Origin of the sequence: uncultured Phocaeicola sp. (genome assembly GCF_948499155.1) — a bacterium.
Taxonomy (GTDB): Bacteria; Bacteroidota; Bacteroidia; order Bacteroidales; family Bacteroidaceae; genus Phocaeicola; species Phocaeicola faecalis.
In genome coordinates, this window is the sequence record NZ_CAOOSE010000003.1 from 73,729 (window position 1) to 99,817 (window position 26,089).

The following is a 26,089-nucleotide window of genomic DNA, read 5'->3' on the forward strand; positions in this document are numbered from 1 at the left end:
AAAATTGTTTTTGCTTATTTTTCTACGCCGAATTTATAGACGGTTATCTGTGTATATGCCTCTCCCGGTTTTAATACACAAGAAGGGAAATGGCCTTTATTCGGAGTGTCAGGGAAGTGCTGTGCTTCAAAGCAGATAGCGCTTCTGGCAGGGAAAGTAGCTCCGTGAGCTCCTTCAAAACCATTGTGCCAGTTGGCGGTATAGACTTGAACACCCGGTTCGGTGGTGTAAACTTCCATGCTACGTCCGCTTTCGGGTTCAACACATTTGGCGGCAAAGCTAAGCGTTCCTTGTTCGCGTTTATTGAGTACGTAGCAATGGTCATAGCCGGCACCAAACTCTAATTGTTCGAATTTATCATTAATGCGGCTACCCACGGCATGAGGAGTGCGGAAATCCATCGGTGTACCTTCTACTTTGGCTATCTCGCCGGTAGGAATAGATACATTATTCATAGGAGTATAAAAGTCTGCATTAATGGTTACGATGTTGTTTTCAACACTTGCCGTAGGATTGGCAATACCTGAAAGGCTGAAAAAGCCGTGGTGAGTGAGATTGACTAACGTTGTTTTATCTGTTACTGCTGAGTAGGTTATGATGAATTCATTCTGGTTACTCAGTGTATAAACTACAGTTACATCCAGATTTCCGGGGAAGCCTTCTTCGCCATCTGCAGATAAATAATGTAGCTTTAAACTTTGCGGAGTGACTTGTTCTGCGTCCCAAACACGTGCGTGGAAACCGGTTGGTCCGCCGTGTAGTGAGTTTGGCCCGTTATTGATTGTCAGTGAGTATTCCTGACCCTCTAAAAGGAATTTCCCGTTTGCGATACGATTTCCATAACGTCCTACCAATGTACTCAGAAAAGGTTCGTGACTGTTGATTACGTGGTCTATACTATCATGCCCTTGGATGACATTAGCAAATTTACCGTTTCTATCGGGAGCCATAATTGCCAAGACAGCACCACCATAATTGGTGACAGCTATTTCAACTCCATTTTCATTTTTTAGTATGAAAAGGTCTGTTTGTTTCCCATCTACTGTTTTTTGAAAGTCGGCCCGTTTCAGACCGCACAAATTCTCATCGGAAGTTGATGTGTTTATCATATTATTGAAAATCTTTTTATAGTAAGTATAAAACTATTGCAAATAAAAAGATTTTCTTCGGTATTCCCAAACTTTTTGTGGAAAAGTGAACTCGCTAAACGTGAAATTTTAATAAATCAGCTACGATAAAGCTGCTTCCGCCAACAAAAATGAAGTCATTTTCGCAAGAATGTTGTTTTGCTGCTTCTACTGCTGCTTTTACGTTGGGATAAGTCCGGCCTTGTAAACCAGCTTGTTGTGCCAATTCCTGTAAGTCATTTTCCGGCAGGGCTCGGTGTACACTGGCATGGGTGAAATAATAAATGGCATCTTTGGGTAGCATACTGAGCACTCCGCTGATATCTTTGTCATTTACCATGCCTATCACGACATGCAAGCGATCATATTTTTGATGTCTCAATTGTTCTACGATGTAGGAAATGCCTCCGACATTGTGTCCGGTGTCGCATACCAATGCAGGATGTTCTTCTAACTTCTGCCAACGTCCCATCAGGCCTGTCAGTTTTGAGACATGGGCGAATCCTTCGCGTACATTCTCTTCGCTGAAGTGGTAGCCTATTTCTTTTAATTGGCGAATGGAGGAGAGCAGTGTGTTCGTGTTTTTAAGTTGGCACAGTCCTCCCAATTCCCCTTTTAAATCAGTGTAGTCGGCTGTCTGATAAATTCGTTCGCCTGTTTCGTTCACAGAGGAACTTTGTAAGAGATGTTCTTCTTCGGCAAATAGGATAGGGGCATGAACTTTCCGTGCGCGTTCAATAAAGACCGGTTTGGTCTCGGGAGTAGTTTCGCCAATGACGACTGGTGTGTTTTCTTTGATGATACCGGCTTTCTCTCCGGCAATCTTTGCCAGTGTATTACCGAGAAACTGTACGTGGTCAAAACTGATGTTGGTAATGAGACAGAGGTCGGGATGAATAATATTGGTGCAGTCCAAGCGTCCGCCCAGTCCCACTTCAATAATAGCTACATCTACTTGTTGGGTAGCAAAATAATGGAAAGCCATAGCGGTGGTAAGTTCAAAGAAAGAGGGGTGGAGCGGCTCGAAGAAGGCACGGTGCTTTTTAACAAAATCAATTACAAACTCTTGAGAAACCGGAGTTCCATTGATGCGGATTCGTTCGCGAAAGTCGATGAGGTGAGGAGAAGTATAGAGTCCTGTTTTATATCCTGCAGATTGTAGGATTGCGGCTAATGTGTGTGAACATGAACCTTTTCCATTGGTGCCGGCTACATGGATGGTACGAAATTTGCGATGAGGATGTTCGAAATATTCATCTAAAAGACAAGTGTTTTCTAATCCTTCTTTATAGGCATCCTTTCCTATATGTTGGAAAAGGGGGGCACTATTATATAAATAATCCAGTGTTTCTTCGTAAGTCATAATCGTAAAAGTTGTTATCCGTTATGATGGCGTGTGACAAAAATGGTCGGATATAAGGGTAAAATACACTTCCATCCACCGTAAAGATGCAAGTATCGTATCTTTATGGTGGATGAAAGTGTTATCTTAGTCATGGCCCGACGGCTATAAAGCAGTTAATCAAAGAAGTTCTTGAATTTCTTGAATATCTTCTCCTTAATGCTCAGGTTCGGTTTGAAGTTGTCAGATTCCTGCATCTTCTCCATGATTTGCTTTTCTTCTTTGTTCATTGTTTCGGGTACGTATACACTGACATTGACCAACAAATCACCGGTGCCTGTGCTATATCCATAGCTGTTTACATTTGGCAATCCTTTACCTCGCAAGCGTAGCACTTTGCCCGGTTGGGTTCCTGCTTCAATCTTTACTTTTACTTTACTGTCGATAGTCGGGATTTCCACAGTTCCGCCCAAGGCAGCTGTAGGGATACTTAATAGCAAGTTGTATATCAAATCATTTTCATCACGAATTAGGTCGGGATGAGATTCTTCTTCAATGACAACAAGCAAATCACCCGGTACTCCGTTGTGTTTTCCGGCATTACCTTTTCCGTTTACTGTCAGTTGCATACCTTCGGCTACTCCGGCAGGGATTTTTACTTCCACCACTTCTTCGCCATATACGATGCCCTCACCCGAACAAACCTTACATTTGTTTTTGATGATTTTACCTTCACCGTTACATTGGGGGCATACACTTTGCGATTGCACCATTCCGAAGATACTTTGTTGGGTGCGTGTCACACTGCCTGTTCCGTGACAAGTAGGACACGTTTCCGTACCTCCTTCTCCTTCGGCACCTGAGCCGTGGCAGTGATCACATGCCACATATTTTTTTAATTTGAATTTCTTTTCTACTCCCGTAGAAATTTCTTTCAAGCTCAGTTTGACCTTGACACGTAAGTCCGAACCACGGTATTTTCGTTGAGAGGCACGTCCGCCTCCACCGAAACCGCTGAAGCCTCCGAAACCTCCACCACGTCCGCCGAATATATCGCCGAACATAGAGAAAATATCGTCCATAGACATACCTTGCCCGAATCCTTCGAAACCGCCACCGGCAGCTCCACTCATGCCTGCATGTCCGAACTGGTCGTAACGGGCGCGCTTGTCAGGGTTGCTCAGTACATCGTATGCTTCGGCAGCTTCTTTGAATTTCTCTTCCGCTTCTTTATCTCCCGGATTTTTATCAGGATGATATTGTATCGCTTTCTTGCGGTATGCTTTCTTTATAACATCAATAGTGGCTGTCTTGTCCACTTCCAGAACTTCGTAATAGTCTCTTTTTGCCATGTTGTTTTATGATACTATTTTATTGAGCCACTACTACCTTGGCGTGGCGGATTACTTTGTCATTCAGCTTATAGCCTGTCTGAACGCAGTCCAGGATTTTTCCTTTTTGTTCTTCAGACGGCGCAGGAACTAATGCGATGGCTTCGTGATAATCGGTATCAAAATCTTTGCCGTCAGTTTCTATTTTCTGAAGTCCTTCCTGATTCAATACCTTTAAGAATTTATTGTAAATCAGTTCGATGCCTTCGCGCATTGCTTTTACGTCGTCCGAGGTTTCTGAAGTTTTCACGGCACGTTCCAAATCATCCAGAATAGGCAGAATGGCGGAGATTGTTTTTTCACCTCCGTTTTTAATTAACTCCGCTTTTTCCTTCATGGTACGTTTGCGGTAATTGTCGAACTCGGCAGAAAGACGTAAATACTTGTCATGCTGCTCTTCTATGGTCTTTTGAGCGTCAGCCAAATCCTTGTTCACCTTCTCTTCAGCAGATAATTCTTCTGCTGCTTCCTTTTGAGTCTCTTCGTCAAGAACAGCTTCTTCTGCCTTTTCTTGGTTTCTCAAAACTTCCTCATCCTGAGGTTGGTTCTTCTCTGTTGGGTTCATATTCTTATTAAACTTTTTGTTTTTCTTATTCTTACTCATAATCAGTCAGGGGTTTTAGGTTAATTTATTGCTAACAAATTTCGTGCCTACTTGTTTCCCCGACTCAAATATTTTGCAAAAGTAGGGAAAATATGTCACACTGGCATACTTTTCTGAATTAAAATGCCTACCTTTGCACTTTCAAAAATCGAAATAACATATAAATAAGGTATATAAGGATGATTACAGTTTCAAACTTAGCCATTCAATTTGGTAAAAGAGTATTGTATAATGATGTGAATATGAAGTTCACCAACGGCAATATTTACGGAGTAATCGGTGCAAACGGTGCCGGAAAATCGACTTTTCTGAAAGCAATTTCAGGCGAGTTGGAGCCGACTAAAGGGTCTGTGATATTGGGGCCGGGCGAACGCCTGTCCGTATTGAGCCAGGACCATTTTAAATTTGATGAATATACCGTGATGGACACGGTTATGATGGGACATACAGTGTTATGGGATATTATGAAGCAGCGTGAAGAACTGTATGCCAAGACCGATTTTACGGATGAGGATGGCTTGAAAGTATCTGAACTGGAAGAAAAGTTTGCTGAGTTGGACGGTTGGAATGCCGAGAGTGATGCAGCTATGCTGCTGAGTGGACTTGGCATCAAGGAGGATAAGCATTATATGAAGATGGGTGATTTGAGCGGTAAAGAAAAGGTGCGTGTCATGTTGGCACAAGCTCTTTACGGAAACCCGGACAACTTGTTGCTTGATGAGCCGACCAATGACTTGGATATGGAAACGGTAACATGGTTGGAAGAATATCTTTCCAATTTTGAGCACACTGTATTGGTTGTGAGTCATGACCGACACTTCCTTGACTCTGTTTGTACACATACGGTTGATATTGATTTTGGTAAGGTGAATCTGTTTGCCGGAAACTATAGCTTCTGGTATGAGTCCAGTCAGTTGGCACTTCGTCAGCAGCAGAACCAAAAGGCAAAAGCTGAAGAGAAGAAAAAGGAATTGGAAGAGTTTATCCGTCGTTTTAGTGCGAATGTGGCCAAGAGTAAACAGACTACCAGTCGCAAGAAAATGTTGGAGAAACTGAATGTAGAAGAAATTAAACCGTCTTCTCGTAAATATCCGGGTATTATCTTTACTCCCGACCGTGAACCGGGAAACCAAATTCTTGAAGTATCGGGTTTGCGTGCCGAGACAGAAGATGGAGTGGTCTTGTTTAATGATGTGAACTTTAATGTTGAAAAAGGGGATAAGATTGTATTCTTGAGCCGTGACCCTCGTGCCATGACTGCTCTTTTTGAAATTATTAACGGAAATCGTAAGCCGCAAGCCGGTAAATTCGACTGGGGAGTAACAATAACCACCGCTTATTTGCCGTTGGATAATACTGATTTCTTTGAATGCGACTTGAATCTGGTAGACTGGTTAAGCCAGTTTGGTGAAGGAAATGAAGTCTATATGAAAGGTTTCTTGGGGCGTATGTTGTTCTCGGGTGAAGAAGTGCTGAAAAAAGTAAATGTTCTTTCGGGAGGCGAGAAGATGCGTTGTATGATTGCCCGTATGCAGTTGCGCAATGCCAACTGTCTGATTCTTGATACACCGACCAACCACTTGGACTTGGAGTCTATTCAGGCTTTCAATAATAACTTGAAGAGTTATAAGGGAAATATATTATTCGCTTCTCATGACCATGAATTCATCGAAACGGTTGCTAACCGTATCATTGAATTAACTCCGAATGGCATTATCGACAAGATGATGGAATATGATGAATATATCACTTCGGATCATATTAAGGAAATGCGTGCACGTATGTATGGAGCATAGTATGTTTCTAGGATAATCATTTTCAAGATAAAGAGATAGGCTGCTGTTTTCATCAGCATGGAGATGTGTCGAAACTCTCCTTTTATCGAAATCACCCTCGCTACAACTATCTGTGGCGAGGGTGATTCTTTATCCGCTTTTTGATTAGCCGTCAAGATTTGCTTTTATTCTTCCATGTTTCGGCATATTCGTTCAGGATTCTGCGAATACTCAGTCCTATCTTGATGTAATCTTTCTCATTGAGATTAGCTAAAGAGACTCGTACGCTCCATTCAGGTCCGTCAAAACCTCCTCCGTTCAACACCACCAATCCGGTTTCTGTTGCCAGACGGAAGACCACATTTAGTGGATTATATGTCGACTTCAGATAATTGACAAAGTCATCGCCATAGAATTTCTTTGCCCATACCAGCATATCTATTTCTGAATAATATCCGGCGCGAAGCGGGTCATCGGGTAAAATAAATCCAGTATTATCCCATAATGCTTTCAGTCGGCTATGAATCAGATGAAGCATGGCGTGACGATATTTATCCTCTTTGTCGAGCAATGAGAAAGCAGCAAACAATGACATTTGCATCTGCTGTGGAAGTGACAGTCCGGCAGTATGGTTAAGAGCAACCTGTCGGCTGTCGGCCACCATGCGGTCAATGAATTTCATCTTTTCCACGTCTGTTGTCAAAGAACCGTATCGCTTGGCAAGCTCGCTTTTACGTTTGCGGGGCAAAGCGGCAATTAGTTTGTCGAATACATTATTCTCGTGGACGGCATTGACGGCTATACGCCATCCGGTGGCTCCGAAATATTTCGAGAATGAATATACGCAGATGGTATTGAACGGTAAATCTGCCAGCAGGCTTCTAAATCCGGGAACGAAAGTACCGTAGACATCATCTGTTACTATCATCAAGTTCGGATTCCAACGATTTACTACATCTTTGATGGCATCTACACATTCCTTGTTCAGTTCATAGCTGGGCGGATTGCTCGGGTTGATTACAAACAGGGCTTTGTACTTCGGGTCGCGCAACTTGTTGATATCCTCTACTTTGTACTGCCAAGTGTGCAGGCCGTTCTCGTCCATCGTGTCGGCACTGATATTCAGTACATCATAATCGTAACGCGCCAATTCGGGTATTTCGATGTACGGAGTAAAGGCAGGAACCATCAAGGCGATACTGTCTCCACGGTGTAGCAGGAAGTTTTCTTCCAGTGAATCGAATACATAGCACATGCCTGCCGTACCGCCTTCGGTGGCAAAAAGATCAAAGTTGCCTTGCGGGGGACGTCCGTCACACATTTCCCGGTTCAGGTAGTCGCGTACAAGTATCTCTGTATACTTCAAGATACGGTCAGGCATTGGATATTGGTCGCCTGCCATACTGTCGGCCCACTCATGTACTAATGAATCAGGGTCGACGGCATGTTCCATCAACATATAATTATAAGTACGCTTCAGCAGGTCAATTCCCGGTTCGCCTTCATGGGTCTTCAGCCACAGTTCAAACCGTTGGGCGATACCTTCTTTTTGAGGAATACCGGCTATTCCTTCCGGCATATCCATGACACGTCGAGATTCTGCAATAGCGAAAGACCCCAAGGTGAAGAAGGCTTCACGAGCTTCGGTAGCAATCCAGTTGGGATTTCCTCTTCCCGCATTCAGCATGACGTGCGCCATCTTCTTTACACTTTCATCTGCCATTTCTATCAAACGGTTCTTGAGCTCAAAGGGACTAATCTTTTCCAGATTCTTGTCCATTTTCGCTACACTGCTCTTATCGCTTAAATATTCCATAATGTTATAAGGTTTAGGTGATTATACTAATAAAACAATGACTACTCCCCAAATAATGAGAAGGGTATTTCCCACAGCGTAAGTCACTGTATAGCCAAGTGATGGGGTTTCACTACCCACAGCCTCCTGAATAGCTCCCAGTGCAGCAGTGGTAGTTCGTGCTCCGGCTGTACATCCCAATGCCAGTGCAGGGTGGAAGTGAAATACATATCTGGCCAATATCAGTCCCAACAGCAGAGGCAATGAGGTGGCAAGAACACCGATGACAAAAAGCATCGGTCCCACTTCTTTTAATCCTTGAATGAAGCTGGGCCCTGCAGAGATTCCCACTACAGCTATAAACATATTCAGTCCTACATTATTTAACACCCATAGAGAGGATTCGGGTATTTGTCCGAATGTGGGGCGTTTACTGCGTAACCATCCGAATACCAAACCTGCAATCAGTGCTCCTCCGCTGGTGCTAAGGCTGATGGGGACTCCGCCTATATGAATGGCTAAGGCACCGATGATACCTCCTATTAAGATGCCGATGCCGACAAATACCATATCGGTAGCATTGGTCGGGCGGTCGATATATCCTAATTGCTTGGCAGCTGTCTCTACTTCTTTCTTCAATCCAACCAATTCTAATGTATCACCCGAATCGATTACCGTTTGAGCAAATACGGGAATATCGATGCCTGCACGTTTGATGCGTCTTACACTTACTCCGTGCATGAAAGGTTGTTTGCGGATGAATTCAAGTTTACGGTTGGCATACGGCTTTTTATGTATCATGACCGGCAATACCTCTACAGGAAAATCAAGTAACTGGGGATCTATTATTTCTTCGCCAATCCAATCTTCTTCGCCTATAGCAAATTCACGGCGTCCGCTTAATACTACTTCGTCACCTTTTTGTAATAATTGTCCTGGCAGAATTTCGTTGATGATAGTATGATTATGTCTCATCCTTTCAACAAACAGCCTTTTCCCTTGTGAAACAAAGTAAGATTCGAGTTGCTCTACCGTTTTGCCGTTTCCAAACCAATCGTTTTCTATATTGTAGGCACGGAATACGACCGGTCGACGCGCGTGTTCAAAACCGGGTTCATCGGCTTCGCTGGTTCCCATTTGGGCTTCCAATTCTTTACAGGCAGCTTTCACTTTTTCAAGTCCGCCCAACATTTTCGGACCCAAGGAAGAGAGTACCCACGCCGATCCTGCAGTTCCGTAAATATAAGTAACAGCATAAGCAACGGGAATGATATTTATCATGTTGCTTTTCTGCTCTGCACTGATGTTTAATCCATTGATGGTGTCGTCCGCTACTCCGATAACTGCGGAAATGGTCTGTGCGCCTGCCAGTAACCCGGCTGCTTCGCCTGCATTATAGCCCATAATAAGTGCTAAAAGCCAGGTTATAACCAAACAGCCGACACACATCAAAACGGCAAAGCCCACTTGTGGTAAACCATCTTTTTTTAATCCGCGAAAGAATTGCGGTCCTACTTTGTAACCGATGGCAAATAAAAATAGCAGAAAGAAAACGGATTTGACAGGTTCCTCAATGGTGATGTTGAGTTGACCTACCAATACTCCGACTAAAAGTACGCTGGTAACAATTCCTAAACTGAATTGTCCTACTTTTATTTTACCAATCCAGAATCCTGCGGCAATAGTGAGAAAAATTGCCAGTTCCGAATGTTGTCTTAACAGGTGTATTATCCATTCCATATATTCCTATTTCTTTTATAATTGCAGTCTACAACAGAAGGGAGAAAAAGAAGTTGAGTTAAAATCATGCAAATTGTGCATAGTTCTAATATTTTTTGTTTTATTTGCACAGATAGGATGATTGGAGTATGAAAATTGAAGCGATTGTAAAATATATTGTAGTAAGCTTCTTACTGTTTGCAAACTTGAGTTGTAAAGATAATAAAGACGAAACACTTATAGCAAAAGTAACAGATCTGACAGGAGAAGAAGAGGTTATATCGGATATAGAGTATGATAGTGACGGCAGAATAATACGTTATGGTGATACTCCGATAGTATATGAAGGCGATAAGGTAACCGTAGGAGAAATGGATTGCCTTCATTCGGGAAGTAAGCTTTGCTCGGTAACTTTTAAAATGGCTAAAGGCAAGGCAATAGAAAGTCGTACACGTTGTTTGCTGAAAAGAGGTGCGGAAACGTGGGATGCTTTTAAGACTTCGACTTATGAATATGGGGCTGATACGCTGTGTATCAGGTCGGACTATTTTGGGGTGGAAGAAAAGAATTTCTTGAAACACGTCTGTACGAAATATATATTTGGCGATGATGGAAAACTGACGGAATCCATTACTTCACATCGTGAATCAAACGACAGTACTTATGTGTGTCACAGTTATTATAATTATGATAATCACATTAATTATCGGGCAAATTTGAATATACAGGCTTATGTAATGGATAGTGACGGCTTGGACGGCTTTTTCTATTTTTTACTGAACCTGGGAGATTTTAGGGTAGACACGGTTTTACCCAATGATATCGGACGTTGTATAAATCATGGTAGCGAGACTTATAACGTGCATGCTAATTATAGGTTGGATGATGAATCTCCGATAAAGATAGAAGTCCTGTATAATTACACAAAACTTCTATCCCGTATCGAATTATCTTATAAATCATTAAAGTAGCGCATCCAATAAGATGTAGATATCCTCTTCCGAAAATCCTTTTTCGATAAGATATTCTTTGTCTTCCAGACAGAAAGTAAGGAACGAGTCACTGTCTTCGCACATGCTCCGTGCTTTTTGATAATACTGAATGGCTGTTTCGGTATTTCCCAATGTATAGTATAAATGCCCTGCATTCATCCAGTCTTGCATTTTGGGTTTGGGAGCCTGAAGCAGCAGATCATAATATTTACGTGCTTCTTCATACTTGCCGATGACAAATGAACACCAGCCGATAGCACGGCGTGCATTGTTGGGATTCTTTTCCAGATATTCCACTTTAAAGAAGTAGCCTAAAGCCTCTTCGTATCTTTTCAAAGCTACCAGACATTGGCCTATCTGCAAGGACAGGTTTAAGTTGTCGGGCTGAACACTTTCTATTTTTTTGAAGTATTGCAGTGCTTGTTCAGGCATATCTAGCTTTTGATAGCATAAAGCTAAATGACGATTGGTCCATAAAGTATCCGGGGCAATAATATCAGCCTGTTTATAATAATCCAATGCCTCATTGTAACATCCCGTTTTCTGGAGGGAATAACCGGCTTTTTGCCATAGCTCGGAATTTGCTTTATTCTCTTCAAGCAGAATACTGTAGAGTTGGAATGCCTCCTCCATATAATTTTTCTGAAAGAAATAATCTGCCAGCTTTTTCAGCTCTTCCGGCCGGGTTATTGCTTTTTTAAGGCTGTTATAATTCCACAGTTCAAAACTATTTTCGAAGATGTCTTTTTCTTCGGAACGGCGTGACCATAATTTAAAGAAGCGATATAAATCATGAATATACTGGCGGCTGATATTCTCTTTTTTCACGGTAGCCTTGGCTAGCTTTGTTATCTGTTCCATTTGTTCTTGCGATACAGAACTTTGCTCGTTCATCTGATGTATCATCATCTTTTTTTGTGGTTCAGGCATTTGTATTAAGCTGAAACAGAAAGAATATTTATCAGAGCTGCAAAAGGTATTACTATTGAGTATAACGTCCAATAGAGATACTCCCTTTTCCTCATCATTTCCAAACATAGAAACGATATCGGGGAATTGGCGGTCGAAAGGATAAAACCAGTGTGACATCTGGCGGAAAAACGGGAACTGTTTTAGTTGGGAGAACGTACTCATATAAACATCTGCTCCTTCCATTTGTAATTCGCCCATTTCACGCAACTTGTCACTAATGCCCGATTTGTCAATCCAAATTTCCCATTCCGGGTTAAGATCGTCAGAGTCTTCTGCTTCATCTAATCCGATTCGGTTGGAGTTTCCGATATTCGGACTTTTCATCATTTCAGGAAGGATTTCTTCCCGCATCTTCCTGTCTATTTCCTGTGTTTCGCGTGAAAGCAGCAATTGAATCTGTACGGTATGCAGATTTTTGATAAAATCGTCATCTTCATTGAGTAACGAGAGCTTTGCACGTGCTTCGGGATACATCATGATACGGTGCTCATAGAAAAGTATAGTTATCACTATACCTACGATAGCGCGTTGGTTCACCATAGGGTCAGGGTGATTGTACGCTTCGAGGAGTAGCATAAATTTCCGTATATCGAAAATCTTGGATTGGTTCATGGTGATAGCACTGATGAAGACACAAAGGTCATTGACCGGTACCAAAAGAGAATTAAGCAGTGCCTGAGCTTCCAAAGCTTCGGCTTCCGTCCAATATAAAGAAGTCCAAGTTCTTTCGAATAACTCATTGAGTGCTTTTTCATGACGTTCGCGTATTCCTGCTAATTCTTTTTCACGGCGATTGGCATCACTGTAAATCAGAGGAGCTGTCGCTGTATCTTCCGTATAGGCTTCCAATTGCATTTGTAGTTCGGGAAGAGTATGCGGTTTAGTATGTTCATAAGTGCGTATCAAATCATAATATAAAGCAAAAGATGATGTACTTTTCTTCATGGTATATGTTCGTTCTGCCATTTCGTAGGCCGATCGGAATATTTTATTATACATATCCTTTTGTTTTGGATCTTTCATGCCTTTCGCATTGTATTGCAACATCAAATCGTATGTCGTTTGCAGTGCTTCTACATCAGTGCGCAACTGCCAGTTGGAACATTGAGTGGCAATTGTATAGATTTGTACCAATGCTTCTTTCAAACGATGACGCTCGAGTAAGTTGAAGATGTATTCTATTTCATCATACATATTAGTCATAAGTTATATTGTTTATTTATGTGTAAAAACAACCGAAAGCTCTTTTAAGTTCTCATTTTAACCAGGTAGCACGCTTCCATATATATTCCATCGGCCCATGTGAATGATGACTCATCCACCAGCGGCAGAATGTAAATTGCAAAATGAAGAACGCGATACCGGCCAGACAACTGACGGTGATACCAAACTGGTTGTGAAGAGCAAATCCCCAGTTATAATATAGCATAGAACCTACTATGCTTTGAGTAATATAGTTGGTAAGACTCATTTTTCCATAAGGAGTGATTTTCATTAAAAGATGGTGTAGGTTCGTATTATAGAATGCAAAAATAACCCCCGAAACCAATACCAGCATAAATGAGAAGTTAGAAAGCGAGGTGATGATAAGTAACAAGGGGGTCAATATTGATTTGTTGACAATGAACGTCGGCAACATATTGCCTAATCCGTATAAAGGAAAGAATGCGATAAGCGCACCGGCAAGTATTTTATTCCATACCTTCAGGTGCTCTTTTTGGAATAGTCCGCGTCGTCCGATTAACATACCCAACAAAAACAAAGCTGCTGTTTGGAATACACGTCCATGGTCCCATGCCCAGGCAAGGCTGGCTATTTGCCCTTCCCATAAATTCACACGGACGGTTTCCAGGAATGAACCGTGACTTTGTACAGCAAAAGTAGCATCCCAAAAACTACGGGTGGGAATGGCCGGAGTGACAAAAGACGAATCCAGACAGGCACGTATTACATAATAAAGAGGCAAGGGCTGAATCAGTAGTACACAAGCCAAAAGAAATACCCATTTATCTTTTAGCCGGCAGGTAAGCGGCAGGATAAAACCGACCAGTGAGTAAAGTACCAGCACCTCGGCTGTGAAGAAACTGGCATTGATATTGCCTATCAGGAATAAAAGAACGAGTCGCCAGCAAAATCGTAACCGGAAATCATTACCGCGCATACGTTGGTTATCGTTCTGAATAAAGAAACTGAAGCCGAACAGAAGAGCAAATACAGCGTAAGCTTTTCCTCCGAACATGAAGAATAATCCATCCCAGATAGCTTTGTCCGTAAAGTTAAGCCAGTCACTCTGAGTGGCTGTGTCAGGAAATGAATAGAAATTGAAATGTTCGATAGAATGCAGAATAATGATTCCCATTACTGCTAATCCACGTAGCACATCAGCTACATCTATACGTGCGTGTCCTTTAATTGCGTTTTTTATTACTTTTGTTTCCATGATTAAAGCATTGAGTTGCAAAAGTAGGCAAAATATTAAATAGTTGGTTATAATTAGAGGAAGTAAAAAGAAAATTCTCTAATTTTGTTCCCATCTTAAACGAAGATATGGACATTTCGGAATTACAACGTATATATGCCGGACACCCGAATACTGCGGGCTTGGCTGCGTTACTGGAAGATTCCTCGGTGAGGACTATTTTCCTGGGAGGATTACATGCTTCAGCGGCACCTTTATTTATTTCCTCCTTTATCAGAGAGAATAAACAGACGTTTGTCTTTATATTGGGCGACCAGGAAGAGGCAGGTTATTTTTATCATGACTTGACGCAAGTAAATGGAGAAGAGAATATTTTATTCTTTCCTTCTTCATATCGTCGTGCCGTCAAGTACGGACAAAAGGATGCGGCCAATGAGATTCTCCGTACGGAAGTATTGAGCCGTTTGCAAAAAGGTGATACACTGTGTATTGTGACCTATCCCGATGCTCTTGCCGAGAAGGTTGTTTCACAAGAGGAACTGACTGATAAAACATTGAAGCTGAGTGTGGGTGAACATGTGGATACCGAGTTTATCGCAGAAGTGCTTACCGGCTATGGGTTTGAGCATGTGGATTATGTGTATGAACCGGGACAATATGCAGTGAGAGGAAGTATTATCGATGTTTTTTCTTTTGCCTCAGAGTTTCCTTATCGTATAGACTTCTTTGGCGATGAGGTGGACAGTATCCGTACGTTTGAAGTTGAGAATCAGCTCTCGAAGGAAAAGAAACAAAGCGTGGCTATTGTACCGGAGCTGACAAAATCAACGGATGGAAGCGGCGTTTCCTTTTTTGAGTTTATATCAAGGGATGCTGTATTGGCTATGAAAGATTTCTTGTGGGTACGGGAAAGAATTCAATCCGTCAGAGATGAGGCTCTTTCTCCACAGGCCTTGGCCGCTTATGAGGGGGAGAAAACAGAATTGATGAGTCTGGAGACAAAGTTGATAGATGGTGCCGAATTTACAGTCCGTGCGGTAGAGTTCAAAAGAATAGAATTCGGAAATAAGCCTACAGGTACTCCGCAGGCAACCTTGACCTTTGATACAAGTGCGCAACCGATTTTCCACAAGAATTTTGATTTGGTAAGCAGTACGTTTACCGATTATTTGGAACAAGGCTATACATTATATATATGTACGGACAGTGAGAAGCAGGCAAATCGACTGAAAGACATTTTCGAGGAGCGAGGAGATAAAATAGCATTTACTCCGGTCAATAAGACTTTGCACGAAGGGTTTAGTGATAATAATCTGCGGAGCTGTTTCTTCACCGACCACCAAATATTCGACCGTTTTCATAAATACAATCTTCGGAGTGATAAGGCCCGTAGTGGCAAAGTGGCATTGACGCTAAAAGAGTTGAGCCAATTTGAACCGGGGGATTATGTGGTGCACATTGACCATGGAGTGGGAAGGTTTGCCGGATTGGTGCGTATTCCTAACGGTGATACCACACAAGAGGTTATCAAATTGGTTTATCAAAATGAAGATGTTGTCTTTGTATCCATTCATTCCTTACACAAGATTTCCAAGTATAAAGGGAAAGAAGGAGAGACTCCGCGCCTGAATAAACTGGGAACCGGGGCTTGGGAGAAAATGAAAGAACGCACCAAGACTAAGATTAAAGATATAGCCCGTGACTTGATTAAGTTATATTCTCAGCGTAAGCAGGAGAAAGGTTTCAGTTATACTCCTGACAGCTTTTTGCAGCATGAGCTGGAGGCTAGCTTTATTTATGAAGATACTCCCGACCAACTTAAAACGACTCAGGATGTAAAAGCTGATATGGAAAGCGAACGTCCGATGGACCGCTTGGTGTGCGGGGATGTTGGTTTTGGAAAAACGGAAATTGCAGTACGTGCTGCTTTTAAGGCTGTGGCGGACAACAAACAAGTGGCGGTACTTGTACCGACTACCGTATTGGCGTATCAGCACTTTCAGACTTTTTGCGAACGGTTGAAAGATTTTCCTTGTAAGGTGGATTATTTGAGCCGTGCCCGCAGTGCAAAAGATAGTTCGCGCATCGTAAAAGAACTGGAAGACGGTAAAATTAATATTTTGATCGGTACGCATAAGATTATCGGTAAGAGTATAAAATTCAAGGATTTAGGACTGCTGATTATAGATGAAGAACAGAAATTCGGAGTCAGTGTGAAAGAAAAGCTTCGCCAGATAAAAGTAAATGTTGATACCTTGACCATGACAGCTACTCCTATTCCGCGTACGTTGCAGTTTTCACTGATGGGAGCGCGTGACCTTTCTGTGATACAGACTCCCCCTCCCAATCGTTATCCTATCCAGACTGAGGTACATACGTTCAATGAAGAGATTATTACTGAAGCAATTAACTTTGAGATGAGTCGTAACGGTCAGGTGTTTTTTGTCAATAATAGAATCCAGAATTTGGTGGAGCTGGAGGCTATGATTAAACGGAACATTCCGGACTGCCGTGTTTGTATCGGGCATGGACAGATGGAGCCGGAGAAACTAGAGAAGATAATCTTTGACTTTGTGAACTATGATTATGATGTGTTGTTGGCGACTACAATTATTGAAAGTGGAATCGATATCCCCAATGCCAACACTATTATCATTAATCAGGCACAGAATTTCGGCTTGAGTGATTTGCATCAGATGCGTGGACGCGTGGGACGCAGCAATAAGAAGGCATTTTGTTATTTATTGGCTCCTCCACTCACTTCGTTGACTCCCGAAGCTAAACGCCGCCTGCAGGCTATAGAGAATTTTAGTGATTTGGGTAGCGGCATCCACATTGCCATGCAAGACTTGGATATTCGTGGCGCGGGAAATATGTTGGGCGCTGAACAGAGCGGTTTCATCGCTGATTTGGGATACGAGACGTATCAGAAGATTCTGGCTGAGGCTGTGAAAGAGTTGAAAGAGGATGAATTTGCAGACCTTTATGCCGAAGAGCTGCAAGCGGCAGGTGAGGAGAAAATAAGTGGCGAAAACTTTGTGGATGAGTGCTTGGTGGAAAGTGACTTGGAGTTATTATTCCCCAATGAATACATTCCCAGCAGTAGCGAACGTATGTTGCTCTATCGTGAATTGGATGGTTTGGAGCTGGATAAAGATGTGCTTGCGTTCAAATCCCGTTTGGAAGACCGTTTCGGAAAGGTTCCGCGTGAAGGTCAGGAATTGCTTCGCATTGTTCCGTTGCGCCGGATGGCAAAGCGCTTGGGTGCAGAAAAGGTTTTTCTGAAAGCCGGACGGATGACGTTGTTTTTTGTGAGTAACCCTGACAGCCCTTATTATCAGAGCGCAGCTTTTGGAAAAGTGATTGATTATATGGGTAAGAATCCCCATTATTGTAATCTTCGTGAGCAGAATGGTAAACGCAGTATGGTTATAAAGAATGTGGAGACAGTAGAAACGGCCGTCAGCATTTTGCAAGAAATAGTGAGCCTGTGATACGCGGGACGTAGCGGAATATTTGGTGTTTCCGAATATTCTCTTTATCTTGCCGGTCATTAATGTTTAAACCGTATTCTTTTATGCGACAGCTTTTTATACTGTTCAGTTTGTGCTTTAGTCTTTCGCTTACTGCGCAAGAGAAAATAACCTTGTTGTTCGTAGGAGACCTGATGCAGCATCAGGCACAAATTGAGGCTGCTCGTGTGGGGACATCATCGTATGACTATTCTTCGTGTTTCAAGCATGTAAAAGAGGAGATAAGTGCGGCAGATTTGGCCATTGCCAATCTGGAAGTGACATTGGGAGGCAAGCCCTATAGCGGTTATCCGGCTTTTAGTGCTCCCGACGAATATTTGTATGCTGTCAAAGAGGCCGGTTTTGACGTATTGCTCACAGCGAACAATCATTGTCTTGACCGAAGAAAAAGAGGATTGGAGCGCACTGTCTTCATGCTGGACTCCTTAAATATTCCACATGCGGGTACCTATATAAATAAAGACAAGCGGTCTGAGGATTATCCTTTATTGATAGAAAAGAATAATTTCCGCATCGTTCTGCTTAATTATACTTATGGGACAAACGGCATTGAAGTTACTCCGCCCAATGTGGTGAACTACATTGATAGGGAACAAATAAAAAAAGATATTCTTAAGGCGCGTCGTATGATGCCCGACGTCATTATAGCGTGTATGCATTGGGGCATAGAATATCGTTCATTACCTGAGCGTTCGGAACGGGATCTGGCAGATTGGATGATAACCCAGGGGGTGGATCATGTGATAGGCTCACATCCTCATGTGCTTCAACCCATGGAGGTCATACAAGATAAGCATACTCCCGCCAAGCATGTGGTTGCTTATTCTTTAGGCAATTTTATATCGAATATGTCGAAGGAAGATACGGATGGGGGAGTTATGGTGAAATTGGAATTGCAGCGTATTTTCAGGATTACTCGTTTGATTAACTGTGATTATTCATTTGTTTGGACTTCACGTCCCAATTTAAGTGGGAAAAAAAACTTTGAGCTTTATCCGGCTTCTTTTCTTGATAAACCGATTAAGAATGAGGAACTTAGTGTGATGAAACGTTTCCTTATAAGAGCTAGAAAGCTGTTTGGTATACACAATAAAGGGGTAAAAGAATACTTTTTTGAATAATTTTTCGGCAAAAAGTTTGCAGATATAAAAAAAAGCCTTACCTTTGCATCGCTTTTGAAAGGAAAGCCAATACGGTGGCTGTAGTTCAGTTGGTTAGAGCGTCAGATTGTGGTTCTGAATGTCGTGGGTTCGAGTCCCATCTGCCACCCCCCCCCGCAAAAAGAGGAAATTCGATAAGAATTTCCTCTTTTTTTATTGTATATAAGGGATTTACGAGAAGTTCTTCAGAAATTCTGGGTCAAGTCAAAAAAGTATGTGGATATAATATTTGAGAAACATTTAAAGGGGCAATCCGAAATCGAATGCTTTAGTCAAAGATGTCATTATAATATATGTATAGGCTTATGCGTACGTACGTGTAGCCCGATGCGTACGTACGTGTAGGCTTACGCGTATATACGTGCAGGCCTATGCCACCGTATGTGTGAACCGATGCGTACATGCGCATTTAAAAATAGGCAGCTCACACTGAATGTTGCAAAAAAGACCTTGATGTTTTCAAAAAAGCTCGGTATGTTTTCTAAAAACTCCAGCACCTTTTTTAAAAAGCTCGGCATGTTTTTCATGTAGAGGCAGATAGGATTACCCTTCCTCTCACTAATCCGGTCATTCCTTTTTCTCCGTTCATCCTTACATTTTAATCCAAATATGCACAGAATCAGTCGGTTAAGAATGACAGGATATCCCTTCATCCTCGTTTCAGCCGTGCTGCCCAAGTCTTTTCAAATCTGCCTTCAACTAGTCAACCAAAAAACAGAGTACACAAAGAGTACACATTAAGTACACAAAGAGTACACAAGAAACACATTAGTACACAAAGAGTACACATTAAGTACACAAAAAGTACACATTAAGTACACAAAGAGTGTACATTGCCTTACGGATGAAAGGAGGCTGAGAGGCTGATGACGAGATGTCTATTCACTATCGGAACCCCCACCGGTAGGGCGTTTCAATGGTTAGTGAAAGAAGGAAGGAAGAAACAGAATTTCGCTTGTAGCACGAATGAAAAGAATAATAAAAGAGTCTGGATATATACAAAAAGAGGTTGCTGAATCATTCGGTCTAACTTTGCCCGAAACAAAGTGGGTAGCACCCATATCGTTATCAATCGTGGATTGGCTTTATTTTAGATTTTAATTTATCGTTGAATCGAAAAAATACATTAAATTTGTTCCTCAAACGCATAATAGCAATAAAACAATGAGCAATACTTTAAAGTTGACCTTAATCTGTAGCTTGTTATTCCATGTCTTGATGGGTAAAGCTACCGGAGTCGAAGAATTGAAACAGATAAAAGAGAATTATAGGCAGATGTTGATACCGTCATCCGCAGAACAGGATTCATTGCTTTCGGATTTGGTAAAGATAAAACCGGAAAAGGAAATGTCCGATCAGGCGGTGGTGGAGTTGCACCAACTTTATCCTTTTGATTTAAAGAAAATAGACGGATATTTGGCATTAATGACGACAGACGGTTCGTGGACTGACATTAATTATGCAGATACCAAACGTTCGGGTTGGGAACCAAAACTTCATGCGGAACGAATATTGGAACTGTCAAAACTATATTACTCGGAAACTACAAAGTATTATCATTCGGAAAAGGTAAAAGAGGCAATTCATTTGGCTTTGAAATATTGGTTTGATGCCAAGCCCCGTTGCTTGAATTGGTGGTATAACCAGATTGGTATTCCTAAAACACTGGGGGCTGCTTTCATTTTATTGGAGGAACAGCTGACTGAACAGGAACGCCGGGCTGCTGTGGCAGTAATGGAGAACGCTAAGTTTGGGATGACGGGACAGAATAAAGTATGGCTGGCCGGAAATGTATTGATTCGGGCTCTTTTGCAAAATGATGCAGATTTAGTGAAGGCTGCAAGGGATGCCATTGCATCGGAAATCGTATTGGGGCGAAAAGAAGGCATTAAAGATGATTGGAGTTTTCACCAGCATGGCCCGCAGCAGCAATTCGGAAATTACGGATTGTCTTTTGTCACGGGGATGAGTTTTTTCTTTCGGTTGTTCAAAGATACCGGCTATGAGTTCACCGGACAGCAGAGGGAAATATTAGTTTCGCTGATTGACAAAGGTTATAGATGGGTGATATGGAACAGATATATGGATGTCAGCTCGTTGGGACGGCAATTCTTTCATAATGCTCAGATACATAAGGCATATAGTTTGGCCTTTGCTGCTGAAGATATGGGATTGGAAGGTTTTCCTGCGCATGGCAATACATTGATAGGTCATAAACATTTTGATGATTCCGATTATACGGTTCATCGTAGTAAGGATTGGATGTCTTCGGTTAAAATGGCTTCTCGTAGAGTGATTGGTACGGAACTGGTAAATGAAGATAATCTGAAAGGATATTATTTGGGAGACGGAGCAACTTATTATTATGTTCGGGGAGATGAGTACCTGGAAGTATTTCCTTTCTGGGACTGGCGGAAGATACCGGGTGTCACTTCGTATGAGGATATTGCGCCGATTCCCAATGTAAATGTGACAAGGTCTGGGAATAACAGCGATTTAGTGGGTGGCTTGAGTAATGGAAAAATCGGAATGACGGCTATGGAGTTGAACCGTGATGGGCTGGAAGCGTATAAGGCATGGTTGTTTGCCGATAAATTTGTTTTCTGTTTGGGAGCGGATATTCATTCGGATACCACGTTGTGTGTTACGACTTCTATAGACCAGCGTTCAAAGAACGGAGAACTTTATGTTTGGAATAAGAAGAAATGGAGTGCAATTACAGGAACAGAAGCGTTCCGGCAAAAAGATTTGCGCTTCTTTCATGATGCTGTCGGTTATATCGTTTTGGGCGGGGATACGTGTGTGGTCCAATCGGAAGAACGCGAGGGACGTTGGAGCGATTTTATGGGAATGTATACGCCTGCTACTCTTCATGGAGAAGTGGCGGCATTGCATTTGCGTCATGGTGTGAAGCCGTCGGGGGCTTCCTATCAGTATATTGTTCTTCCTGCTGCTACAAAGAAAGATGTGGAAGAGTTTGATTCAAAGATGATTAGAGTCATTAAAAATGATAAGGTTGCTCAGGTTGTCTCTTCTCCGGCGTGTGGAGAAGGATATTGGATGGCTGTTTATCAATCAGAAAGTTTTAATGTCGAAGGAATATCTTTTAAAGCAGTTCTTCCGGGAATCTATTATGTAGAGAGGGGATGGGGAGGTCTGGAAATAAAGTTATCCTCTCCTTTTAGAGTTTCGAAATAAATAAATTGCGGATGCAGCTATATAGCCGAAAAGAAAGTATTGAACGGATGAATGACTTGGCCGGCAAAGGCAGGCCGTTTCTCTTTGTCACAGATTATAGGCAGGAACATTCCTATGTGGAGGAAATCAGTGAGGTTGATTCAGATTTTTGTCGATATAGTTTTAATGGGGTAACCAATGTAGAAAAGGAGTGCGAAGAATATGATGGGACATTAATATGGGAAGTTGCTCCACCGGCTTTGGAAGAATATCGTATCGCCTTTGATGTGGTGAAGGATAATATTTGGGCCGGCAATAGTTATCTCACCAATCTGACCTGTAAGGTTCCGGTTGAGACTAACTTGACGCTGGAAGCTATTTTTCGGTATTCCGACGCAAAATACAAGTTGTGGCTGAAAGATACATTGGTCTGTTTCTCACCCGAAATTTTTGTCCGTATTGAGGAAGGAAAGATAAAGTCGTTTCCCATGAAGGGTACCATCGACGCTTCATTGCCTGATGCACGCCGGCTTTTGATGAATGATAGGAAGGAGGCAGCCGAGCATGCGACTATTGTAGATTTAATTCGGAATGACTTGAGTATGGTATCGGAACAGGTAACTGTCACCCGTTATCGTTTTTGTGATTGTCTGGAAACGAATAAGGGGCCGATACTTCAGACAAGTTCAGAGATTTGCGGGGTGTTGCCTGAAGATTATTTGTCACATATCGGAGATATTGTTTTCAGGCTCTTGCCTGCCGGCTCCATAACCGGTGCTCCAAAGCCGAAAACAATGGAAATTATTGCTGAAGCCGAAAACTATGAACGGGGCTTTTATACCGGGGTAATGGGATATTTCGACGGCCGTAATTTGGATAGTGCCGTGATGATACGTTTCATAGAACAGGAGAACGGACATCTTTATTTTAAAGCGGGTGGGGGCATTACTAGCAAAAGTGCTTTGGAAAGTGAATATAATGAAGTAATACAGAAAATATATGTGCCGATTTATTGAAACCATACGGATAGAGAAAGGAAATGCCTGCAATCTGTTTTATCATAATCAGCGGTTAAACGAGGTGCGTAGGTATTTCCGGCCGGAATGCGCACCCTTGCTGTTGGAAAATTATCTGCAATTGTCTGCTGATATGAATAGTGTGAAATGCAGAGTGGTGTATACGGAAGAGGGTATAACGGAGGTATCTTATTCTCTTTATGAGATGCGGCCTGTCAGATCTCTGCGTATGGTCTGTTCGGATACCATAGATTATTCTTTCAAGAGTACGGATAGGGAAGAGTTGAATCGTTTGTTTCAGATTCGTCAGGATAAGGATGATATATTGATAGTGAAGAATGGGCTATTGACAGATACTTCTATTGCTAATATTGCTTTATATGACGGTAATGACTGGTGTACTCCCTTGCATCCTTTGCTGAAGGGAACCAAGCGGGCGGAATTGTTGGATAAAGGCGTATTGAAAGAAAAAGAAATAAAAAAGGAAGAACTGTCATCTTTTTCGGCAGTCAGATTGTTTAATGCAATGATAGGCTGGGGAGCCATAGAGTTTCCGGTTGCCAATGTGTCTGACTAGATTGTTAATCGCAGGCATTTTTTTGAGAATTTCTTTTGTTCCCTTAAATAATTTGCTATATTTGCAAAAAAAATATAAATATAGGTAGGGTATGAGATTGCGGACAGTTGCAAAATTAGGTGTAGTGCTTTCTGTTGTATTGTTCTGTATAGCAGTTGGCTTTTATGGATTTACACGATTGAGCATGACCGATAGAGGTCGGGAGTTCAATCTCTTCTCCTTGGTACCCTCAACCAGCATTGGTGTTTTGGAAAGTGATAACATCACTTATTTTTTGAACGATTTTCCACAACTTAATTATAGTAATGAACTGGGAGATTTTCAGTTTCCCGGCTTATTCAATTTTATTCTTGGAGGATTGAATGAGTATACCACTCAGAAAGCGCATGGTTTGAGCAGTCAGATGAGTCGTTTATTGGTGAGTTTTCATGCTCCGGGTTCTCCGCGTGATCAGGTTGTGTATTTCCGCATGGGTGCAGGAGATGAAAAGCTGCTTGCCAATATGCTGCAAGAGCGTGCTCCGGGCGATTTTCAGCCGAAGAAGGAAAAGTACAGAGGAAAGGCTATTTATATTTATCCTTTGAGCAATAATGACTTTTTGGCCGTTTATAGTGAGTCGGGATTTTTTGTTGTGAGCTATCAGAAACGGTTGATAGAAGAAGTTATAGATGCCAAGGAGGATGAAACGGCATTGAGTGATGACGCGGTATTCTCGAAGGCTCTTGAGAAAAAGAAATCTCATAATTTCCTCACATTATACGGTCGTACGCCTTCGATGCCTTTCCTGCAGAATAATAACCGTTGTTGGAGTGAATTTGATTTTCACATGAATAGTGATGTGGTATACCTCACAGGGGATACTTTTATGCCCGATACTTGCAGTTGTACTTCCGAATTTATGGCAAAAATGCAGGCTGTGCCCGATGTCAAGGAAGACAGTATTGTTATCTCGGGCAATAAAGATTCGATGAACGGATATATGGATGAGGCAATAGAAGAAAATGACGGTAGCAGTCGGACACTGTTTGACGAGTGCGTGGCCAATCTCTCTCGTGATGCTGCTTTCATGTTAGTGGCCGATATGCATAAGGTATCTGAAGATCCTGAGCGTTTTCGCCCCTATCTGCCTCCGTTTATTTTAGAGAATGCTACTTTATTTCATTCATTTATTCTGTCTACCCAACTGTCCATTTCAGATGACCGTCTTTCCCATATTATGGTGCTGACGTATAAGGACTAACGTAACTTATACTGATGAAAGTGCGGAGCTACTTTTGCCCGAAAATAGAATAAAGAAGCAACCGTTAATACTGCCCCGAATAAATAAGCTATTTTGAAGGTGGCTATTTGTGCGATATATCCGCCTACCAGCATACCTGCTCCTATCCCTACATCCCATGAAGTAAGATAGGTGCTGGTAGCCGTACCTCGTTGGCTGTTGGGAGCCAGATTGACAAACAATGTATTGAATGCCGGAAACATGGTTCCAAAACCGATGCCTAGTAATAAAGCTATGAAAAAGAAGAAATAGGTAGTCCACTGTAGGCTGAAGTCGATTAACCACCCGCAGGCACTCAGGCCGAAAAAGCAGAAACAAACCAAATAAAGTCCGGCTTCAATAACTTGTGTTATCTTTCCACGGTCGACCAATCGCCCGCTGAACAGTCGGCTGGTAGCCATTCCGAAAGCCATGAATGTGAAAAAGAAACCTGTCTCAGCCGTAATTCCTATTTGTTGCGAATACATGGCGATATAGTTGGAAGTCATTCCGTAAGGAACGGACAATAGCAATAGGCAAATTCCGGCGGGAATACCCTTTAATAAAATGAATCGGTCGAGTGATATCGGTTCTCTTTTAACGGGTTCTTTAGCAGGTGTTTTCACCAGTGATGCCATGACCAGTCCCAAAGCACAACTGACGAGTGCACACCAAAATATCACTTCAAAAGAGTATGCATTATGTAGAAATAATCCTACCATCGGCCCGATACTCATTGCTGTGTTGTTCATCATTCCATAATATCCCAATCCTTCTCCACGCCGGGAGCTGGGCATAATATCGATTACTACCGTATTTCCCGCTACAGTGACCGTTCCAAAAGCGAAGCCGTGGAATATGCGGATGAGTGTGAATAAAGTGAGTGTGCCGGCCAACAGATATCCGCCAAAGGCAGCCGTAAAAAGAAAATAAGCTAATAAATAAAGTGGCTTTCTGGCAAAAGTATCCAACAGATAGCCCGAAAACGGACGGATACATAAGGCGGCCATTGTGTAGCATGAAAGGATAATACCAATGGTTCCTTTTTCGCTGTTAAATACCTCAGCCAGATAAAACGGCAGTACCGGCATTAATAAATAGAAACCAAAGTAGAGCAGAAAGTTGGCTGCGAGAATTTCTATATAGTTTTTTGTTACTAGCTTATCTTTCATACATTATTATATAAAGAAACGATTAACAGACAAAAGAATGTTCCGTCTATTAATCGTTTT

At 42.1% G+C, this 26,089-nt stretch carries 17 protein-coding genes and 1 tRNA gene; 9 read left to right on the top strand and 9 right to left on the bottom strand.

Features of this window, described 5'->3' with window-relative positions:
• Positions 1 to 14 precede the first annotated feature (14 nt).
• From QYT14_RS03595 to grpE, 4 genes are all read right to left on the bottom strand, one after another.
• Positions 15 to 1,109, bottom strand: coding sequence for an aldose epimerase family protein (locus QYT14_RS03595; protein ID WP_288325186.1), 1,095 nt, complete (start codon positions 1,107 to 1,109; stop codon positions 15 to 17).
• 94 nt (positions 1,110 to 1,203) lie between these two features.
• On the bottom strand, positions 1,204 to 2,490 hold the full coding sequence (locus tag QYT14_RS03600; RefSeq protein WP_288325185.1) for a folylpolyglutamate synthase/dihydrofolate synthase family protein: 1,287 nt from the start codon (positions 2,488 to 2,490) through the stop codon (positions 1,204 to 1,206).
• A 155-nt stretch (positions 2,491 to 2,645) separates the two neighbouring features.
• Positions 2,646 to 3,821: a molecular chaperone DnaJ gene (gene dnaJ, locus QYT14_RS03605; protein WP_237038331.1), complete on the bottom strand. Its 1,176-nt coding sequence runs from the start codon at positions 3,819 to 3,821 to the stop codon at positions 2,646 to 2,648.
• Positions 3,822 to 3,840: 19 nt separating this feature from the next.
• Positions 3,841 to 4,464, bottom strand: coding sequence for a nucleotide exchange factor GrpE (gene grpE, locus QYT14_RS03610; protein ID WP_237038330.1), 624 nt, complete (start codon positions 4,462 to 4,464; stop codon positions 3,841 to 3,843).
• A 179-nt stretch (positions 4,465 to 4,643) separates the two neighbouring features.
• On the opposite strand from grpE, the gene QYT14_RS03615 reads away from it, so the two are divergent.
• Positions 4,644 to 6,260 carry an ATP-binding cassette domain-containing protein gene (locus QYT14_RS03615; RefSeq protein ID WP_237038329.1) on the top strand — a complete coding sequence of 539 codons (1,617 nt, stop codon included), beginning with the start codon at positions 4,644 to 4,646 and terminating at the stop codon, positions 6,258 to 6,260.
• Positions 6,261 to 6,411: 151 nt separating this feature from the next.
• Here QYT14_RS03615 and QYT14_RS03620 read toward each other — a convergent pair whose 3' ends face one another.
• Both QYT14_RS03620 and aspT read right to left on the bottom strand, forming a co-directional pair.
• Positions 6,412 to 8,055: a bifunctional aspartate transaminase/aspartate 4-decarboxylase gene (locus tag QYT14_RS03620; protein ID WP_237038328.1), complete on the bottom strand. Its 1,644-nt coding sequence runs from the start codon at positions 8,053 to 8,055 to the stop codon at positions 6,412 to 6,414.
• 21 nt (positions 8,056 to 8,076) lie between these two features.
• Positions 8,077 to 9,774: an aspartate-alanine antiporter gene (aspT, locus tag QYT14_RS03625; protein WP_237038327.1), complete on the bottom strand. Its 1,698-nt coding sequence runs from the start codon at positions 9,772 to 9,774 to the stop codon at positions 8,077 to 8,079.
• A 128-nt stretch (positions 9,775 to 9,902) separates the two neighbouring features.
• Between aspT and QYT14_RS03630 the strand changes: the two genes are divergently transcribed.
• Complete coding sequence (locus QYT14_RS03630; protein ID WP_237038326.1) at positions 9,903 to 10,724, top strand: hypothetical protein; 822 nt, start codon at positions 9,903 to 9,905, stop codon at positions 10,722 to 10,724.
• Here the strand turns inward: QYT14_RS03630 and QYT14_RS03635 are convergent.
• Both QYT14_RS03635 and QYT14_RS03640 read right to left on the bottom strand, forming a co-directional pair.
• Positions 10,716 to 12,920: a tetratricopeptide repeat protein gene (locus QYT14_RS03635; protein WP_288325183.1), complete on the bottom strand. Its 2,205-nt coding sequence runs from the start codon at positions 12,918 to 12,920 to the stop codon at positions 10,716 to 10,718. The two genes, QYT14_RS03630 and QYT14_RS03635, sit on opposite strands and share 9 nt — an antisense overlap.
• Before the next feature lie 52 nt (positions 12,921 to 12,972).
• The gene (locus QYT14_RS03640) at positions 12,973 to 14,157 is read right to left on the bottom strand and encodes a DUF418 domain-containing protein (protein ID WP_288325182.1); all 1,185 of its coding nucleotides are present in this window, start codon (positions 14,155 to 14,157) and stop codon (positions 12,973 to 12,975) included.
• 107 nt (positions 14,158 to 14,264) lie between these two features.
• On the opposite strand from QYT14_RS03640, the gene mfd reads away from it, so the two are divergent.
• The 7 genes from mfd (at position 14,265) to QYT14_RS03675 (ending at position 24,839) form a co-directional block, all read left to right on the top strand.
• A complete protein-coding gene (gene mfd / locus QYT14_RS03645) occupies positions 14,265 to 17,630 on the top strand; it encodes a transcription-repair coupling factor (RefSeq protein WP_288325181.1) in 3,366 nt (1,121 codons plus the stop codon).
• An 83-nt stretch (positions 17,631 to 17,713) separates the two neighbouring features.
• Positions 17,714 to 18,790, top strand: coding sequence for a CapA family protein (locus QYT14_RS03650; RefSeq protein ID WP_237038322.1), 1,077 nt, complete (start codon positions 17,714 to 17,716; stop codon positions 18,788 to 18,790).
• A gap of 74 nt (positions 18,791 to 18,864) precedes the next feature.
• Positions 18,865 to 18,938 (top strand) — tRNA-His (locus QYT14_RS03655).
• 1,055 nt (positions 18,939 to 19,993) lie between these two features.
• Positions 19,994 to 22,027: a polysaccharide lyase 8 family protein gene (locus tag QYT14_RS03660; RefSeq protein WP_288325180.1), complete on the top strand. Its 2,034-nt coding sequence runs from the start codon at positions 19,994 to 19,996 to the stop codon at positions 22,025 to 22,027.
• An 11-nt stretch (positions 22,028 to 22,038) separates the two neighbouring features.
• Positions 22,039 to 23,022 (top strand): aminodeoxychorismate synthase component I, encoded by a 984-nt coding sequence (locus QYT14_RS03665; RefSeq protein WP_288325178.1) that lies wholly within the window; start codon positions 22,039 to 22,041, stop codon positions 23,020 to 23,022.
• Entirely contained in the window at positions 23,006 to 23,599 is a 594-nt protein-coding gene (locus QYT14_RS03670; protein WP_237038315.1) for an aminotransferase class IV family protein, read from the top strand. The genes QYT14_RS03665 and QYT14_RS03670 overlap by 17 nt, the downstream gene beginning before the upstream one ends.
• Positions 23,600 to 23,690: 91 nt before the next feature.
• Entirely contained in the window at positions 23,691 to 24,839 is a 1,149-nt protein-coding gene (locus QYT14_RS03675) for a hypothetical protein (protein WP_288325177.1), read from the top strand.
• On the opposite strand, the gene QYT14_RS03680 is transcribed toward QYT14_RS03675, so the two are convergent.
• Entirely contained in the window at positions 24,836 to 26,029 is a 1,194-nt protein-coding gene (locus QYT14_RS03680) for an MFS transporter (RefSeq protein ID WP_288325175.1), read from the bottom strand. The genes QYT14_RS03675 and QYT14_RS03680 overlap by 4 nt on opposite strands.
• Between the last annotated feature and the right edge of the window lie 60 nt (positions 26,030 to 26,089).

Excerpts from the sequence above, each read along its gene's own strand:
- QYT14_RS03595 (WP_288325186.1), bottom strand. The coding sequence starts at position 1,109 with ATGATAAACACATCAACTTCCGATGAGAATTTGTGCGGTCTGAAACGG.
- QYT14_RS03600 (WP_288325185.1), bottom strand. The coding sequence starts at position 2,490 with ATGACTTACGAAGAAACACTGGATTATTTATATAATAGTGCCCCCCTT.
- dnaJ (WP_237038331.1), bottom strand. The coding sequence starts at position 3,821 with ATGGCAAAAAGAGACTATTACGAAGTTCTGGAAGTGGACAAGACAGCC.
- grpE (WP_237038330.1), bottom strand. The coding sequence starts at position 4,464 with ATGAGTAAGAATAAGAAAAACAAAAAGTTTAATAAGAATATGAACCCA.
- QYT14_RS03615 (WP_237038329.1), top strand. The coding sequence starts at position 4,644 with ATGATTACAGTTTCAAACTTAGCCATTCAATTTGGTAAAAGAGTATTG.
- QYT14_RS03620 (WP_237038328.1), bottom strand. The coding sequence starts at position 8,055 with ATGGAATATTTAAGCGATAAGAGCAGTGTAGCGAAAATGGACAAGAAT.
- aspT (WP_237038327.1), bottom strand. The coding sequence starts at position 9,774 with ATGGAATGGATAATACACCTGTTAAGACAACATTCGGAACTGGCAATT.
- QYT14_RS03630 (WP_237038326.1), top strand. The coding sequence starts at position 9,903 with ATGAAAATTGAAGCGATTGTAAAATATATTGTAGTAAGCTTCTTACTG.
- QYT14_RS03635 (WP_288325183.1), bottom strand. The coding sequence starts at position 12,920 with ATGACTAATATGTATGATGAAATAGAATACATCTTCAACTTACTCGAG.
- QYT14_RS03640 (WP_288325182.1), bottom strand. The coding sequence starts at position 14,157 with ATGGAAACAAAAGTAATAAAAAACGCAATTAAAGGACACGCACGTATA.
- mfd (WP_288325181.1), top strand. The coding sequence starts at position 14,265 with ATGGACATTTCGGAATTACAACGTATATATGCCGGACACCCGAATACT.
- QYT14_RS03650 (WP_237038322.1), top strand. The coding sequence starts at position 17,714 with ATGCGACAGCTTTTTATACTGTTCAGTTTGTGCTTTAGTCTTTCGCTT.
- QYT14_RS03660 (WP_288325180.1), top strand. The coding sequence starts at position 19,994 with ATGAGCAATACTTTAAAGTTGACCTTAATCTGTAGCTTGTTATTCCAT.
- QYT14_RS03665 (WP_288325178.1), top strand. The coding sequence starts at position 22,039 with ATGCAGCTATATAGCCGAAAAGAAAGTATTGAACGGATGAATGACTTG.
- QYT14_RS03670 (WP_237038315.1), top strand. The coding sequence starts at position 23,006 with ATGTGCCGATTTATTGAAACCATACGGATAGAGAAAGGAAATGCCTGC.
- QYT14_RS03675 (WP_288325177.1), top strand. The coding sequence starts at position 23,691 with ATGAGATTGCGGACAGTTGCAAAATTAGGTGTAGTGCTTTCTGTTGTA.
- QYT14_RS03680 (WP_288325175.1), bottom strand. The coding sequence starts at position 26,029 with ATGAAAGATAAGCTAGTAACAAAAAACTATATAGAAATTCTCGCAGCC.